Annotated in this window: 16 protein-coding genes and 1 other annotated feature; of the genes, 6 read left to right on the forward strand and 10 right to left on the reverse strand. The window is 31.5% G+C overall.

The window, feature by feature from the left end; genetic code table 11:
- The first annotated feature begins 188 nt into the window (after positions 1 to 188).
- The 4 genes from CLOTH_RS02320 to CLOTH_RS02335 all read left to right on the forward strand — a co-directional run bounded on the left by CLOTH_RS02320 (position 189) and on the right by CLOTH_RS02335 (position 5,040).
- Positions 189 to 608 (forward strand): peptidase associated/transthyretin-like domain-containing protein, encoded by a 420-nt coding sequence (locus CLOTH_RS02320; RefSeq protein WP_079410827.1) that lies wholly within the window; start codon positions 189 to 191, stop codon positions 606 to 608.
- A 167-nt stretch (positions 609 to 775) separates the two neighbouring features.
- Complete coding sequence (locus tag CLOTH_RS02325) at positions 776 to 1,288, forward strand: NADH-quinone oxidoreductase subunit NuoE family protein (protein WP_079410828.1); 513 nt, start codon at positions 776 to 778, stop codon at positions 1,286 to 1,288.
- A 12-nt stretch (positions 1,289 to 1,300) separates the two neighbouring features.
- The gene (locus CLOTH_RS02330) at positions 1,301 to 3,199 is read left to right on the forward strand and encodes an NADH-quinone oxidoreductase subunit NuoF (protein WP_331721965.1); all 1,899 of its coding nucleotides are present in this window, start codon (positions 1,301 to 1,303) and stop codon (positions 3,197 to 3,199) included.
- Positions 3,200 to 3,213: 14 nt separating this feature from the next.
- Positions 3,214 to 5,040 (forward strand): NADH-dependent [FeFe] hydrogenase, group A6, encoded by a 1,827-nt coding sequence (locus CLOTH_RS02335; RefSeq protein ID WP_079410830.1) that lies wholly within the window; start codon positions 3,214 to 3,216, stop codon positions 5,038 to 5,040.
- Between the two features lie 15 nt (positions 5,041 to 5,055).
- Here the strand turns inward: CLOTH_RS02335 and CLOTH_RS02340 are convergent, their stop codons facing one another.
- Complete coding sequence (locus CLOTH_RS02340) at positions 5,056 to 5,538, reverse strand: C-GCAxxG-C-C family protein (protein ID WP_331721966.1); 483 nt, start codon at positions 5,536 to 5,538, stop codon at positions 5,056 to 5,058.
- Between the two features lie 164 nt (positions 5,539 to 5,702).
- On the reverse strand, positions 5,703 to 7,094 hold the full coding sequence (gene asnS / locus CLOTH_RS02345; RefSeq protein ID WP_079410834.1) for an asparagine--tRNA ligase: 1,392 nt from the start codon (positions 7,092 to 7,094) through the stop codon (positions 5,703 to 5,705).
- A 57-nt stretch (positions 7,095 to 7,151) separates the two neighbouring features.
- Positions 7,152 to 7,402 (reverse strand) — a binding site (T-box leader).
- 348 nt (positions 7,403 to 7,750) lie between these two features.
- Here asnS and CLOTH_RS02350 point away from each other — a divergent pair.
- Positions 7,751 to 8,194, forward strand: a complete 444-nt coding sequence (locus CLOTH_RS02350; protein WP_079410836.1) for a hypothetical protein — start codon at positions 7,751 to 7,753, stop codon at positions 8,192 to 8,194.
- A gap of 39 nt (positions 8,195 to 8,233) precedes the next feature.
- Here the strand turns inward: CLOTH_RS02350 and CLOTH_RS02355 are convergent, their stop codons facing one another.
- Complete coding sequence (locus CLOTH_RS02355) at positions 8,234 to 8,398, reverse strand: CDIF630_02480 family spore surface protein (protein WP_079410838.1); 165 nt, start codon at positions 8,396 to 8,398, stop codon at positions 8,234 to 8,236.
- Between the two features lie 64 nt (positions 8,399 to 8,462).
- Complete coding sequence (locus CLOTH_RS02360) at positions 8,463 to 9,293, reverse strand: sulfurtransferase (protein ID WP_079410840.1); 831 nt, start codon at positions 9,291 to 9,293, stop codon at positions 8,463 to 8,465.
- A 198-nt stretch (positions 9,294 to 9,491) separates the two neighbouring features.
- On the opposite strand from CLOTH_RS02360, the gene CLOTH_RS02365 reads away from it, so the two are divergent.
- Entirely contained in the window at positions 9,492 to 10,688 is a 1,197-nt protein-coding gene (locus tag CLOTH_RS02365; RefSeq protein ID WP_079410842.1) for a pyridoxal phosphate-dependent aminotransferase, read from the forward strand.
- A 26-nt stretch (positions 10,689 to 10,714) separates the two neighbouring features.
- On the opposite strand, the gene CLOTH_RS02370 is transcribed toward CLOTH_RS02365, so the two are convergent.
- The 6 genes from CLOTH_RS02370 to accC all read right to left on the reverse strand — a co-directional run bounded on the left by CLOTH_RS02370 (position 10,715) and on the right by accC (position 15,490).
- Positions 10,715 to 10,927, reverse strand: coding sequence for a hypothetical protein (locus CLOTH_RS02370; protein WP_079410844.1), 213 nt, complete (start codon positions 10,925 to 10,927; stop codon positions 10,715 to 10,717).
- A complete protein-coding gene (locus CLOTH_RS02375) occupies positions 10,924 to 11,802 on the reverse strand; it encodes a DMT family transporter (protein WP_079410846.1) in 879 nt (292 codons plus the stop codon). Before CLOTH_RS02375 ends, CLOTH_RS02370 begins: the two co-directional genes overlap by 4 nt.
- Before the next feature lie 122 nt (positions 11,803 to 11,924).
- Complete coding sequence (locus tag CLOTH_RS02380) at positions 11,925 to 12,185, reverse strand: stage V sporulation protein S (RefSeq protein WP_066069777.1); 261 nt, start codon at positions 12,183 to 12,185, stop codon at positions 11,925 to 11,927.
- A 97-nt stretch (positions 12,186 to 12,282) separates the two neighbouring features.
- Complete coding sequence (locus tag CLOTH_RS02385; RefSeq protein WP_079410848.1) at positions 12,283 to 13,227, reverse strand: acetyl-CoA carboxylase carboxyltransferase subunit alpha; 945 nt, start codon at positions 13,225 to 13,227, stop codon at positions 12,283 to 12,285.
- 15 nt (positions 13,228 to 13,242) lie between these two features.
- The gene (gene accD / locus CLOTH_RS02390) at positions 13,243 to 14,094 is read right to left on the reverse strand and encodes an acetyl-CoA carboxylase, carboxyltransferase subunit beta (protein ID WP_079410850.1); all 852 of its coding nucleotides are present in this window, start codon (positions 14,092 to 14,094) and stop codon (positions 13,243 to 13,245) included.
- Between the two features lie 40 nt (positions 14,095 to 14,134).
- Positions 14,135 to 15,490, reverse strand: coding sequence for an acetyl-CoA carboxylase biotin carboxylase subunit (accC, locus tag CLOTH_RS02395; RefSeq protein ID WP_079410852.1), 1,356 nt, complete (start codon positions 15,488 to 15,490; stop codon positions 14,135 to 14,137).
- Positions 15,491 to 15,504 lie beyond the last annotated feature (14 nt).

Genomic DNA, 15,504 nt, shown 5'->3' on the forward strand with positions numbered 1-15,504 from the left:
TAAGTTTGTAACATGTCTATAATATGTTATCTACTCCTTTGATGTATGTTTTTATATTTTCTCCACGTGTACTCTCTTTTATCAAATTCTTTTATAAATCTATCTAATTCATCATGAAAAACTAAACATATTATAGGTATTCAATTAATAAAATTATTTTAAGTTTAGAATATAAGGGGGTATTATGTATGGGAGCTAAATTAGTTAAATTCGATTTTAAACCAAGAGAAAATGAGCAGTTAGAAGTAGTTGTGAAAGTACCTAAAGAACGTAGAAGTGTTATTCATGGAATAGTTAAAGATTATAAAGGGAAAGTTGTAGAAGATGCAGTTGTAAAGTTGTTTGAAGTTGGGTGTAATAAAAAATTGATTCCAATTACACATGCATTTACAGATGAACATGGTCAATTTTTATTTGGTCCACTTTGCCCAGATAACCATTATATTATAAAAGTATGGTTTAATGATGTAAATATTAGATGTTTAGATATTAAATTTGAAGACGATAATCCTTGTAGATGTGAAGAAGCACAAGCTAATGAAGAGTGTTTAGAGTATGAGGAAGAATACATAAAAGAAGAATTTTTAAGTGTCTTTGATAAAGAATAAATCATCCTAGTTAAAACAATGAGCAATAGCTATTAATAGCTATTGCTCATTGTTTTTTTGAAAAGTATCAATGACACGATTTATAGTGAATAATGATATTTATACTGGTAAATAATACTCATGATAAGAAGTATATTAGTCAAAGAAAAGTGAGGTGAATTTTATTTATGGATATTCGTTTTGAAGAAAAGGAAGCAGAGCAACTAAAAAAGCTAGATGAGATTATCAATAAATATAAAGATGAAGAAGGTATGCTTATTCGTATTTTGCAAAAATCACAAGAAATTTTTGGGTACTTGCCTATGAAAGTACAAGCATATATATCTGAAAGTTTGAACATACCAATTTCAACCATAAATGGGGTTGTAAGTTTCTATTCCTTATTTTCTCAAGAACCTCAAGGGAAATACACTATTGGAGTTTGTATGGGAACAGCTTGTTATGTCAAGGGTGCTCAGGATGTTCTAGACACAATAAAAGAGGAACTCCAAATAGATGTAGGTCAAACCACCATGGATCAGCTATTCACATTAAAAGCGACAAGGTGCATTGGTGCCTGTGGACTTGCACCAGTAATAACTATAAATGAGGATGTACATGGTAGACTCTCTCCAGCTGATGTACCAGGTATCTTATATCAATATATAAAAACAAACAAGGAATCTCAATTGAATAATTAGGAGGTGAAGCTATTGGATTTAATCCCTATCAAATCTTTATCTGACTTAAAAAAAGTTAGAGAAAGTTCATACAATAATATAAAATTACGTCTGAAAGAAAATGGCGTGGAAAGTGAAATTGATAAATATCATATTCTTGTCTGTGCTGGAACTGGATGTCATTCATCAAAGAGTAATTTAGTCAGAGATAAACTTGAAAGTGAAATCACAAAGCGACAATTATCTGATAAAGTGAAAATTTTCAAAACTGGTTGCTTTGGATTTTGTAAACTAGGTCCAATTATAGTGGTCCACCCAGATAGGACTTTTTATACAAAAGTAGATGTTAATGATATTGATGAGATTATTGAAAGTCATTTAGAAAAAGGAATAGTTGTTGAAAGATTGCTTTATAAATCTCCAATAAAGGATGAAATTCAAAAGACAATAGATGAGTTGGATTTTTTCAACAATCAAATGCGTATAGCACTTAGAAATTGTGGTGTTATAAATCCAGAGGATATAAGTGAATACATAGCTATGGATGGATATATGGCCTTAGCTAATATTTTAGAAAATAATACATCTCCTATAGATATTATAGAGCAGATTAAGGAATCGGGACTTCGTGGGCGTGGTGGCGGTGGTTTTCCAACAGGGTTAAAATGGGAATATGCTACAAAGTACAAAAATAATCAAAAATATGTTTTGTGTAATGCTGATGAAGGAGATCCAGGAGCTTTCATGGATCGTTCTATTTTAGAAGGAGATCCTCATAGTGTTATTGAAGCTATGGCTATAGCTGGATATTGTATTGGTGCAAATACAGGATATGTATATGTAAGAGCTGAGTATCCTATCGCTGTAGAAAGATTAGAAATAGCTATAGAGCAAGCTAGAAAAGTAGGATTACTAGGAAAAAACATATTAGGTTCATCATTTGATTTTGATTTAGATATAAGACTTGGTGCAGGTGCATTTGTATGTGGTGAGGAAACAGCTCTTATTCAATCTGTAATGGGACTAAGAGGAGAACCAAGACCAAGGCCGCCATTCCCTGCTGAAGTAGGACTGTGGGAAAAACCTACATTAAATAACAATGTTGAAACATATGCAAATATTCCAATAATATTATTAAAGGGAGCAAATTGGTATTCGAGTATAGGAACAGAAGATAGTAAGGGAACTAAAGTATTTGCTCTAGCGGGTCAAATAAATAATACAGGTTTAATAGAGGTACCTATGGGTACAACTTTAGACACTATCATTTATGACATTGGTGGAGGAATTCACGACAATAAGAAATTTAAGGCGGTTCAAAGTGGTGGTCCTTCAGGTGGATGCATACCTTCTGAATTATTAAGTACAAAAATAGACTTTAAATCTCTAACTGATATAGGATCTATGATGGGATCTGGTGGTCTTATTGTTATGGACGAAAGTGACTGTATGGTTGACATAGCACGTTTTTACCTTGAGTTCGCTCAAGAAGAATCGTGTGGAAAGTGTGTTCCATGCAGAGTTGGTACAAAAAGACTTCTAGAGATTTTAGAAAAGATAAGTAAAGGAAATGGAGAGATGGAAGATCTCGATATCCTTGAAGATTTATCTTACAATATAAAAGACTCTTCTTTATGTGGACTTGGTCAGACTGCTCCTAATCCTATTTTAAGTACTATAAAATACTTTAAAGATGAATACATTTCTCATATCAAGGATAAAACATGTCCTGCAGGAGTTTGTAATGACCTTTTAAGGATAGTTATTTGCGATGAAAAATGTGTAGCATGTGGTATTTGTGCAAGAGTATGCCCTGTAAATGCTATTGAAGGCGAAAATAGAAAGCCTCCTTTCCACATAAAACAAGATGTTTGTATTAAGTGTGGTGCTTGTATCCCTAAATGTCCTGTTGACGCAATATATAAAAGATAAAGGTGGTGATAAAAGTGGAAAATATTAGAGAAAATACAGAGGAAAAGGTATGTGAAGAATTAGTTAGCATAAATATTGATGATAGAGATTATCAAGTACCCAAAGGACTTACTATACTAGAGGCTGCTAGAAGAGTTAACATAGACATTCCAAGTCTATGTTATTTAAAAGATATAAATGAAATTGGAGCTTGTAGGGTTTGTATGGTTGAAGTAGAAGGCATGAGAAACCTCCAGGCTTCATGTGTGTATCCTGTCAGAGAAGGTTTAAAAATTAGAACCAACACCAAGAGAGTTCTAAACTCAAGAAAAACTGCTGTAACATTGCTTTTATCAAACCACCATAGAGAATGTTTAACATGTGTGAGAAATTTAAATTGTGAACTACAAAATTTAGCAGACAATCTGGGAATTAGAAATATACCTTACACCGGAGAAATGAAAGATTATGGTTTCCATGATAATAATCCAGCAATTCAAAGAGACTATAATAAATGTATAAACTGTCGTCGTTGTATGGCTATATGTAGTAAGATCCAAGAGTGTAATGTATACTCTGGTATAAATAGAGGACTTGATACAGTCATAGCACCTGCATTCCAAAAAGATATGAATGATGTAACATGTATAATGTGTGGTCAATGTATATTAGCCTGCCCAACAGCTTCTTTAAGTGAAAAAGAAGATATCGATAATGTTTGGAAGGTTTTGTCTGACCCAGATAAGGTTGTAGTAGCTCAAACAGCTCCTTCTATCCAAGTTACAATAGGTGAAATTTTCGATATGCCTAAGGGTTCTTTTGTTTCTGGGAAATTAGTTTCTGCTCTTAAGAGAATAGGATTTGATAAAGTTTTTGCTACAGATGTAACAGCTGATTTAACAATAATGGAAGAAGGTAGTGAACTTATTGAAAGACTATTCCATACTCCAGAAAAGCTTCCTTTGCTATCTTCTTGTTGTCCAGGTTGGGTTAAGTTTGCTGAGCATTTTTATCCAGAGTTTCTTCCAAATCTATCTACTACAAAATCTCCTCACGAAATGTGTGGTGCATTAACTAAAACATGGTATGCTAAAAAATACAATATCGACCCGTCGAAGATAATAAATGTAGCTATAATGCCATGTACAGCTAAAAAATATGAAGCTGCTAGACCTGAAATGACTTCTGATGGATATAGAAATGTTGATTATGTACTAACAACAAGAGAACTTGGTAGAATGATTAGACAAGTAGGATTAGATTTCAAGAATTTACCTGATGAAAATTATGATGAGCCATTTGACCAATTTAGTGGAGCAGGTATGATATTTGGAGCTACAGGTGGGGTGCTTGAAGCAGCAGTTCGTACAGCACATAAACTAGTAACAGATGAAGAAATGGCTGTTCCAGATTACGAACAAGCAAGAGGTCAAAGTGGACTAAAATATGGAGAAGTAAGTTTAGGAGATAAAACTATAACTATAGCAATAGCTCACGGTACTGGAAATGCCAAAAAGGCTCTAGATATGTTTAAAAGTGGAGAGAAAAAATTTGATTATATGGAAGTTATGGCCTGTCCAGGTGGTTGTGTTGGTGGTGGAGGTCAACCTATATTAGGAGGAAGAGATCATAAGCATATTTCACTTGACTATAGACATAACCGTGCTGATGCACTTTATAATATCGATAAAGGTAAGTCTATAAGGCGTTCTCATGAGAACCCAAGAATACATCAAATATATGAAGAATTCTTAGGAAAACCACTATCAGATGTTTCACATAAATATCTTCATACAACCTTTTTAGCTAGAGGAAAACATCCATACTTAAATAATAAAGATAATATAAAAGAAGTAGATTAAGTCGTCAGACTTAATCTATTTCTTTGCTAAATTTAGCATTTTCGATACTATCCCTTGGTTATTTAGTATTATTGTCATAGCTATTTCACATGTATCGGCTGTAACATTAGTACACCTTTCTTTATGTTCTTTAGATCCAAATTTATAATCTTTTATAAGAACTCTACAACACGCACTTTTATATTTTTTCTTAAATTCGTCATGAAGTTCTTGTGATAACTTCATCACTTTAGAGTTGCTAGCTCCAGCTTTTTTTCTTCCGTGAACAAGTCCTATAGCAGCTTGAGCACCCGTCAATGCTCCACAACTACATCCAGACCCACCCATTCCAACTGGGAAACCAGACACAAGACTTATATAGTCTTTTGGAAGACCACATTCTAATACTTCATTTATAGCAGCAAGAATAGCTTCAGAACATAGATATTTTCCACTTCTATAGTAATTTTCAGCTAGTGACTTTGCTTCAAGTATAAGTTCATGATTAGTTTTTTTCAAGATACACTCCCCCATTCTTATAATTCCGAAGATATTAATAAGATTATAGCACTTATTTTGAAGTTGCAACTATTCAAAAAGCTTATAAAAAGTATAAAAAATTTTTATGTTGATATTTGTAATATAAAAAAATCCTCTACTATAACATAGAGGATTTTAGAGTCTTAGAATTCTGCTGACTTTGGAGTTCTTGGGAAAGGTATTACATCTCTTATATTACTTATTCCGGTAATGTACATTATAGCTCTTTCAAATCCAAGTCCATAACCAGCATGTTTTACACCACCATATTTTCTTAACTCAAGATACCACCAATAGTCATCTTTATTTAAATTCATTTCTTCCATTCTCTTTTCTAAGATATCAAGTCTTTCTTCCCTTTGACTTCCGCCAATTATCTCTCCTACTCCAGGAACTAATAAATCCATAGCTGCAACAGTTTTATTATCGTCATTTAATCTCATATAGAAGGCTTTAATATCCTTTGGATAATTAGTAACAAATACAGGTTTTTTAAATATTTTCTCTGTTAGATATCTTTCGTGTTCAGTTTGAAGATCACATCCCCATTCAACAGGGTATTCAAAATTTTCGTTTGAATCGATTAGCATTTGTACTGCTTCTGTATAAGAAACTTTAGCAAATTCTGAGTTTAAAATATTGTGCAGTCTATCTAAAAGTGTATTATCTATGAAATTATTAAAGAATTCCATTTCTTCCGGTGCGTTATCTAAAACATATTGTATTATATACTTTAGCATGTCTTCTGCAAGCTCCATGTTGTCACTAAGATCAGCAAAAGCTATTTCAGGCTCAATCATCCAAAACTCTGAAGCATGTCTTGCAGTGTTAGAATTTTCAGCTCTAAAAGTAGGTCCGAATGTATAAACATTTCTAAAAGCTAACGCATATGCTTCAGCCTCTAGTTGCCCACTAACAGTTAGATTTGTTTCTTTTCCAAAAAAGTCTCTAGAAAAATCTATATCTTTATCATTGTTAAGTGGAATATTTTTCATATCTAGTGTAGTTACTCTAAACATTTGACCTGCACCTTCACAGTCACTTCCAGTTATTATCGGAGTATGAGTGTACACAAATCCTCTTTCTTGAAAAAACTTATGTATAGCGTATGCAACTAAAGAACGTACTCTAAATACTGCTGAAAAAGTGTTACTTCTAGGTCTTAAATGTGCTATACTTCTCAAGAATTCTAAAGAGTGTCTTTTCTTTTGTAAAGGATACTCTGAACTTGAAAGAGCCTCTATACTTATATTTTCAGCTTTAATCTCAAATGGTTGTTTTGAATTAGGAGTTTCTTCTAATTTACCTTCAACAACTATAGCTGAACTTATAGGTAGTTTAGATATTTCCTTAAAATTATCTAAACTCTCATCAAATACTATTTGTACGTTTTTGAAAAAGCTTCCATCGTTAAGCTCTATAAAACCAAACGTTTTTGATACCCTTGATGTTCTTATCCAACCAGAAACTTTTATACTTTTGTTAGTATGGGAATCCGAGTTTCTGAAAAGCTCTTTTACTAATACAGTTTTCATTTTTTTAACCTCCTAAAATATATTTTTTATTAATAAAAAAAGCCCATCATCCCTAATTCAAGGGACGAAAGGCTAAAATTTCGCGGTACCACCCTAGTTGTCAAAAACTGACCAACTCATCATCAGTACAGAAAATCTATACTGTTTACTTGATATAACGGTGTAACTCCGTCTAAGTCTACTCTCCTATTAGGATTTCGGTTAGAAACTCCGAGATGTTCTTCAATATAGAATTCGTATCGACCTTCCACCATCGCCGACTCGCTATGACTTCATACTATACCTACTCTTCTCTTCATAGTATTTTTAATATTGAATTTTTATAATAGATATTATAATATCTTCATAAGATTCATGTCAAACATTTTATATATAATTTACTCAAATTTTCCTTAAATATTCATATTGAAAAATATTATTTCTTACAGCATACATAATTATAGTTTATTTTCTAGTAAATAGATGGTAAAATGTTTAATAAAGCTTAATTATATTGTTATAATTATACTGATATGTATCATAGTATAGTTATATCGTGTTTTATAAATAGAACAATTAAAGTTTCAAAGGAGGGTAGCAAATGTGATATTATATTAATAGCAATACTGTTAATAATATAAATATAACTTAAATAATTATATTAGGAGATGTTGATTATGAAAAAAGAAATAAAAGAACAAATCAAAAAAGTAGATATAAAAAACATGGATGAAACGCAGAAAAAAGCTGCTAAGATATTTGGAATGCTTATACTTAAAAAAGCCATCTTACCTTTTGCTTTATTAATAATTGTTTTTGTATTAGGGGCAGCACTGAAACTTAATGGTATATTAACTACTGTGTTAGCACTTGGAGTTGTAGGGTTTGGATTTATTTACCTAAAAAAATATAGAGACAAGCTTCAGGAACTGAAATATTATGAAGGAAAAGTTATACACGTTCAACAAAAAGGAAACTTGTATGAACTTCTTTTGAAAAACGGTAAATTACCAATTAAGTTAACTATAAAAAGCGGTTTTGATGAGAGCAAAGTAAGAAAAAATGAATTTGTAAGATTATATTTCAATCCTACTGAGAAAGTAGCAATTATATTTGAATAAAACAAAAGAGAAAGTTACATAACTTTCTCTTTTGTTTTATTATTTTTGATTTTCGTCTTCTACCCATTCTTTAGCCTCGACAACTGCTCTTTGACTTGGAATTGGTACTTTTGACTCAGGCATAGTTTTATCAATATCTGCCCAAGCTGCAGTTTCATGATTTTCTATTGGTTGATAACTTTCTTGTCTTTTATATTTTTTCATATAACCACCCCTTTTAGTTAGTATTAACCAAAAGATTATAGCTATATGCATAATATTTTAGAGCTTAATTCCCTTTAGCTATTTCGTTTTCTTCGTAACTAATCCAGTCGCTCCAACTACCAGCATAAAGTTTTGGATGTATGTTTATTTCTTCAAGAGCTAAAAAGTTTACACATCCAGTAATTCCTGATCCACAATATACTATAACTTCCTTATAATTTTTTACAGGTGCAAATATGTTCTCTAATGTTGATTTATCTTTAATTTGACTATTTTTATCAAGAACATCTTGCCAAAAGAAGTTTTTAGCTGACGGAATATGTCCTCCTACTTTATCAACAGGTTCAAATTCTCCCGTATACCTTTCAGGTGATCTAGAATCAATTATGATTGAAGTAGGTTTATTTATATTTAATTTAACCTCATTGGCATCACAAAGTATGTTATTTTGTAGATTTATTGTATAAGTTGATTTACTTTTACCAGGTAGATCTTTTACAAGATCATAACCATCATTTATCCATTTGTTTATTCCACCATTTAATACGTATACTTTTTCATGCCCTATATATTTAAGTAACCACCATAATCTAGAAGCTCCTGCTAAATCCCCATCATCATACGCTACTACAATGCTATTGTTATTTATTCCTATAGATTCTACTGTTTCTTTGAATACATTAATATCAGGAAGAGGATGTCTTCCACCATGTTCTTTTTTTTCTGATGATAAGTCAGTGTTTACATCCATAAAGAACGCACCTTTTATATGTCCTTTTTCATAGCTTTCTTTTCCATACTCTGCTAGTTGAAGATCAAATCTACAGTCTACTAGTATTAGGTCCTCATTATCAATATTTTCGTAAAGCCAATCTGTATTAACTAGATTTTTCAAGATATCATCTCCCGTCAATAGATATATTTTACTTAGTTACTATACAAATATTTTACCAATTTTTAAATATCAATTCTAGTAGCACAAATGTAAGTTTTTTTATTAAATTTTGTTTGGTTTATTAGGTGATTTTTTTAAACTTTTATGTTATTATTTAATGGAAAGGTAAATAATTACATACTCAAGGGGGTCTGTTATATGAAATTCTCAAGAAGAATAACAACTATGCAAGCTTCTCCTATTAGAAAGCTTGTTCCTTATGCAACTAAAGCGAAATCAGAAGGAAAAAAGGTTTACCATCTAAACATAGGTCAGCCAGATATAAAAACTCCTCAATCGTTTTTTGATGCTGTAAAGAATTTCAATGAGGAAGTATTAGAATATTCATTCTCTCAAGGAATGCCAGAACTTATAGATGCAATCCGTGATTACTACAAAAACTATAATATGGACTTTGATAAAGATGAAATTCTTATAACAAATGGTGGTAGTGAGGCTTTAATGTTTGCTATAATAGCTATCGCTGATGCTGGTGATGAAATTATAGCTCCAGAACCATTTTATACAAACTACAATGGATTTGCATCAGCTGTTGATGTAAACATACTTCCTATAACGACAAAAGCTGAAGATGGATTCCACTTACCTTCTAAGAGCGAAATTGAAAACGTTATCACTCCTAGAACAAGAGGAATTATGTTATCAAACCCTGGAAATCCAACAGGAGTAGTTTATACAAAAGAAGAAATAGAAATGGTTGCTTCTATAGCTAAGGAACATAATCTGTTTATAATTGCAGACGAAGTGTATAGAGAATTCGTATATGATGGATTAGAGTATACAAGCTTTGGAAATGTAAAAGATGTAGAAGATAGAGTTATTATAGTTGATAGTGTATCAAAGCGTTATAGTGCTTGTGGTGCTAGAATAGGATCTATAGCATCTAAAAATAAAGAGCTTATGAATCAAATATTAAAATTATGTCAAGGAAGATTATGTGTTCCTACATTAGAGCAAGTGGGAGCTGTAGAACTTTATAAAACTGATGAATCTTATTTTGAAGAAGTTAACCAAGAATACAAAAAAAGAAGAGATATAGTATATAAAAAGCTTTCTGAAATAGATGGAGTTGTATGTAAAGAGCCTAAAGGTGCATTTTATGTAGTTGCTAAATTACCAGTTGAAAATGCTGAAGATTTCGTTATATGGATGCTTAGAGATTTCGATTTAAATGGAGAAACTGTAATGATGGCTCCAGCTGAAGGGTTCTACTCTACTCCAGGTCTTGGCAAAGATGAAGTTAGACTTGCATATATACTAAATGAAGATGATTTAACTAAAGCTATGGAAGTTCTCAAAAAAGGACTTGAAACTTACATCAATCTTAATAAATAATAAAAACGAGCATATGCTCGTTTTTATTATTTATTACTAAACATCTGAAGCATTAGCATAACTTCTTGCATAGTTATTCCATATCCTTCTAATAATGCATTAATTACTGGGTAAAATTCTTTCATTAATTCCTCTTTATTTTCTTTCATTAGAGTTTCTACAGAAGGAATTATTTCTTTAATAAATTCAATTTTTTCTTTGTTATTCAGAGAATTATATTGTTTAACAAGTTCATTCATTTTAGAGGAACCTCCCTATTATTACTTTTTTTGACTTTATTATATATGAAAACCATACATCCTGCAATAATAATTAAGGCTCCCCCAAATAAGCTAAAAACATCTGGAACCTCTTTCCAAATAATAAATCCAACTACAGATGCAAAAATAATATTGGTATAATCATATATGGCTATTTCAGATGCTTCAGCATATTTATATGCTAAAGTTATACTAAACTGAGCGAGAGCTGCAAATATTCCCGTTCCCATTAAATACACAAATTGCATAGGTGTTGGGTGTTTATAATTAATAACAGTTAATGGAAGCATAGCTAAAACAGACACTAAAGAAAAATAAAAAACAATAGTAGAATATTCCTCTTTATCTCTTAATACTCTAAGTAATATATATGCCGCTGCTGCGAATATAGCAGATAAAAAACCTGCAGTTGCTGGTATAATTGTAAGTTCAAACTTAGGTTTTATTATCAACATTGCACCTATTATAACCATTACAAATGCAGGTATTTGTACAAAACTAAGCTTTTCCTTCAAGAACACAAAAGCGAATATAGTTACGAAAAATGGGGATAGCTTATTTAAAATAGATGCATCTGCCAATAGCAAGTTGTTTATTGCATAAAAATGAAGCACTACTCCTAAAAGGCCAAATATAGATCTACCCATAAGAAATAATTGATTTTTTTTACTTCCAAATAAGCTTACATTCTCTTTTTTAGCTATCCAAAATGCTATAAAAAGACTTATTAGGTTCCTAAAGAAAACTTTCTCAAATAAAGGTATGTCGCCTGAAAGTTTTACCATAGCAGCCATCAGTGCAAAGCATAAAGCAGAAAAGATAATTAAAATTATACCTTTCACCTTATTATCCATAATCAACCACCTTTCAATACATATACTATAAGATATTATATTATAATAAACAATAAAAAGCAGCCATATATGGCTGCTTTTTTCGTATTCAACAAGTGTTTATATTTGTATTTAATATTAGTTTATCTTGGCTCAACAATAAGTTTGATAGCAGTTCTTTCTTCACCATCAATTTCTACATCTGTGAAAGCTGGAATGCATATCAAATCCATTCCACTTGGTGCAACAAATCCTCTAGCGATTGCAACTGCCTTAACAGCTTGATTAAGAGCACCTGCACCTATTGCCTGTATTTCAGCTGATCCTTTTTCTCTTAAAACCCCTGCTAAAGCACCAGCAACAGAGTTTGGATTAGATTTTGTTGAAACTTTTAGTACCTCCATCTTAAATAAGCCCCCTTTAATATTTTTTTCTACAACTAAATAATGGATTTAAACTATATATTCTACATCTTTAATTAAAATCCTTTTTTATTTTATGTTAATATCCAATTTTTCTAAATTTTTCGTACCTATCTAAGATGATTTCATCGTTACTTAGCTTTTTATAGTTAGTGATTTCGCTTATAACATATTCCTTTATATTTTTTGATACAAGCCCAATATCTTTTTGTGCTCCACCTAAAGGTTCCTTTATAATCTTATCCACTATATTAAGTTCATATAAATCTTTACTAGTAAGCTTCATTATATTAGCGGCTTCACTAGATTTAGAAGCATCTTTCCACAAAATACTAGATAATCCCTCAGGAGATATAACAGAGTAGATAGAGTGCTCTAACATAGCAAGTTTATTACATACCCCTAAAGCTAAGGCTCCACCACTTCCACCTTCTCCTATGACTATAGATATTACAGGTACCTTTAAGGAACTCATTTCTAAAAGATTTCTAGCTATAGCTTCTCCTTGACCTCTTTCCTCTGCTCCTATTCCACAATATGCTCCAGGTGTATCTATGAATGTTATTATAGGTCTATCAAATTTATCAGCTTCTTTCATAAGTCTCAAAGCTTTTCTGTATCCTTCAGGATGGGGCATTCCAAAATTCCTCTTTATATTTTCTTTGACTGTTTTTCCTTTTTGATGCCCTATAATAGTAACAGGAATACCATCTATTAATCCTATTCCACCTATTATAGACTTATCATCTTTAAATAATCTATCACCATGCAGCTCTATAAAATCAGAGCAAATATGTTCAATATAATCCTGAGTTGTAGGTCTATCGTTGCTCCTACTTAAACTAACTTTTTGCCATGGAGTGAGGTTTTCATATATATCCGTTTTAAGATTTTCTAATTTCATGCTTAGGATTTTAATTTCCGCAGATAAATCTATATTGCTTTCTTTTGATAACTTCTTAAATTCTTCAATTTTATTTTCTAGCTCTAAAATGGGCTTATCTATTTGTAAATTCGTATTCATTTTCGAGCCCCCCTTTTAATAATTATGCATTTTAAATATTCTATACAATGTATTCTTCATATCTTGTCTACTAACGATAATATCTACAAATCCTTGCTCTAGTAAGAACTCTGACCTTTGGAACCCTTCTGGAAGATTTTGTTTTATAGTTTGCTGTATGACTCTTGGACCAGCAAAGCCAATGAGAGCCTTAGGTTCTGCTATTATTATATCTCCAAGCATTGCAAAGCTAGCTGTTACTCCACCTGTAGTTGGATCTGTAAGTATTGAGATATATGGTATACTATTTTTAGCTAATCTACTCAATTCTTGAGAAGTTTTAGCCATTTGCATAAGAGAAACTATTCCTTCTTGCATTCTTGCACCGCCAGATGAAGAAATAATTATTAGAGGGAATTTGTTTTCTAATGAATACTCAATAGCTCTAGTTATTTTTTCACCTACAGTCGCACCCATACTACCCATCATAAAATCTGAATTCATAACACAAATAACCACGTCTATACCATTAAGCTTACCTGTACCTGTTATTACAGCTTCGTTTTCTTTTGTTTTATCAATGTACGAGTTCAATTTTTCATCATATTGAGGAAAATCTAATATATTTCTTGCACTTAGTTTTGCATCTAACTCAACAAATGTAGCTTCATCTATTAAAAGACTTATTCTTTCTCTAGCTGGCATTTTGAAGTGATAGTTACATTTTGGGCATACATTTAAGTTTTCCTCTACATCCTTCTTGAATATGTCTTTATTGCAATCAGGGCATACTATCCAGAACTTTTCATCTAGATTTTTGCTTGAAAAATTAGTGCTAACACTTACACTTGCATATTCTTTATTTTTATTAAGCAGCTTTTTTATCAAAATATATCACCTCTAGGTAATTTAAATAGTAAATATGATTTTAAGTTGTATGAGTTTGAATATATTCATTCTCTATAAATTTTGTATAATGGGTATCGTTAATAAAGGCATCACTCTCAATGAGAGATTTTTGGAATTCCTTGTTTGTTATTACCCCTTCCACAGTCAATTCATCTAAAGCTCTATTCATTCTATTTATAGCATCATTTCTATTTTTGCCCCATACTATAAGCTTTCCTATCATAGAATCATATATTGGAGGAATTGTATATCCACTATATACAAAGCTATCCCATCTAACTCCCATTCCTCCAGGTGTATGAATATAAGTTATTTTTCCAGGAGAAGGTTTAAAATTGTTATATGCATCTTCTGCATTGATTCTACATTCGATTGAATGGCCACTAAATTTGATATCATCTTGTGTATAGTTTATCTTCTCACCAGAAGCTATTGATATTTGAAGACCTATTAAGTCAATTCCTGTTATCATTTCAGTTACAGGGTGCTCAACTTGTATTCTTGTATTCATTTCTATAAAATAAAAATTTTTATCCTTATCAACTATAAATTCAACAGTTCCTGCACCGATGTACCCTACTGATTTTGCACCTTTTACTGCAGCATTATATAATTTATTTTTAGTTTCGCAGTCAAGATAATCAGTCAGGCTCTCTTCTATAACTTTCTGATTTCTTCTTTGCATAGAGCAGTCTCTTCCACCTAAATGAATTACATTTCCAAAGTTATCTCCAAAAACTTGAACTTCTATATGTCTTGGGTTTTCGATATATTTCTCTAAATACATATCACCATTTCCAAATGCTGATAAAGCTTCTGATTTAGCTATATCAAAATTTGATATGAGTTCTTCTTTTGTATGAGCTATTCTCATACCCTTTCCGCCGCCACCACTAGATGCTTTTATAAGCACAGGATATCCTATTTCTTGTGCTATTTCTATAGCATTATCTATATTCTTAACAACTCCTTCAGAACCAGGTACAACAGGTACACCTGCTTTTATCATACTTTCTCTTGCTCTTGACTTGTCTCCCATTTTTTCTATATGTTCATAATCTGGTCCTATAAATATTATGTTATTTTCTTTACACTTTTTAGCAAAAGTTGAATTCTCTGATAAAAATCCAAAACCCGGATGTATTGCATCACACTTAGTCTTTAGTGCTAGATATATAATATTGTCTATGTTATTATAACTTTTCCCTATATTATTAGGCCCAATGCATATAGATTCATCTGCCATATATGTATGAAGGGACTCTTTATCTATTTCAGAATATATTGCTACGGTTTTTATACCCATTTCTTTACACGTTCTTATAATTCTTACTGCTATTTCTCCTCTATTTGCAATAAGTATTTTTTTAATCATATAAACATCTCCTT

Origin of the sequence: Alkalithermobacter paradoxus (genome assembly GCA_002029295.1) — a bacterium.
GTDB lineage: Bacteria > Bacillota > Clostridia > Peptostreptococcales > Peptostreptococcaceae > Alkalithermobacter > Alkalithermobacter paradoxus.

Coding starts and splice junctions, on each gene's coding strand:
- CLOTH_RS02320 (WP_079410827.1), top strand. CDS start 189: ATGGGAGCTAAATTAGTTAAATTCGATTTTAAACCAAGAGAAAATGAG.
- CLOTH_RS02325 (WP_079410828.1), top strand. CDS start 776: ATGGATATTCGTTTTGAAGAAAAGGAAGCAGAGCAACTAAAAAAGCTA.
- asnS (WP_079410834.1), bottom strand. CDS start 7,094: ATGAAAACTGTATTAGTAAAAGAGCTTTTCAGAAACTCGGATTCCCAT.
- CLOTH_RS02350 (WP_079410836.1), top strand. CDS start 7,751: ATGAAAAAAGAAATAAAAGAACAAATCAAAAAAGTAGATATAAAAAAC.
- CLOTH_RS02355 (WP_079410838.1), bottom strand. CDS start 8,398: ATGAAAAAATATAAAAGACAAGAAAGTTATCAACCAATAGAAAATCAT.
- CLOTH_RS02365 (WP_079410842.1), top strand. CDS start 9,492: ATGAAATTCTCAAGAAGAATAACAACTATGCAAGCTTCTCCTATTAGA.
- CLOTH_RS02370 (WP_079410844.1), bottom strand. CDS start 10,927: ATGAATGAACTTGTTAAACAATATAATTCTCTGAATAACAAAGAAAAA.
- CLOTH_RS02375 (WP_079410846.1), bottom strand. CDS start 11,802: ATGGATAATAAGGTGAAAGGTATAATTTTAATTATCTTTTCTGCTTTA.
- CLOTH_RS02380 (WP_066069777.1), bottom strand. CDS start 12,185: ATGGAGGTACTAAAAGTTTCAACAAAATCTAATCCAAACTCTGTTGCT.
- CLOTH_RS02385 (WP_079410848.1), bottom strand. CDS start 13,227: ATGAATACGAATTTACAAATAGATAAGCCCATTTTAGAGCTAGAAAAT.
- accC (WP_079410852.1), bottom strand. CDS start 15,490: ATGATTAAAAAAATACTTATTGCAAATAGAGGAGAAATAGCAGTAAGA.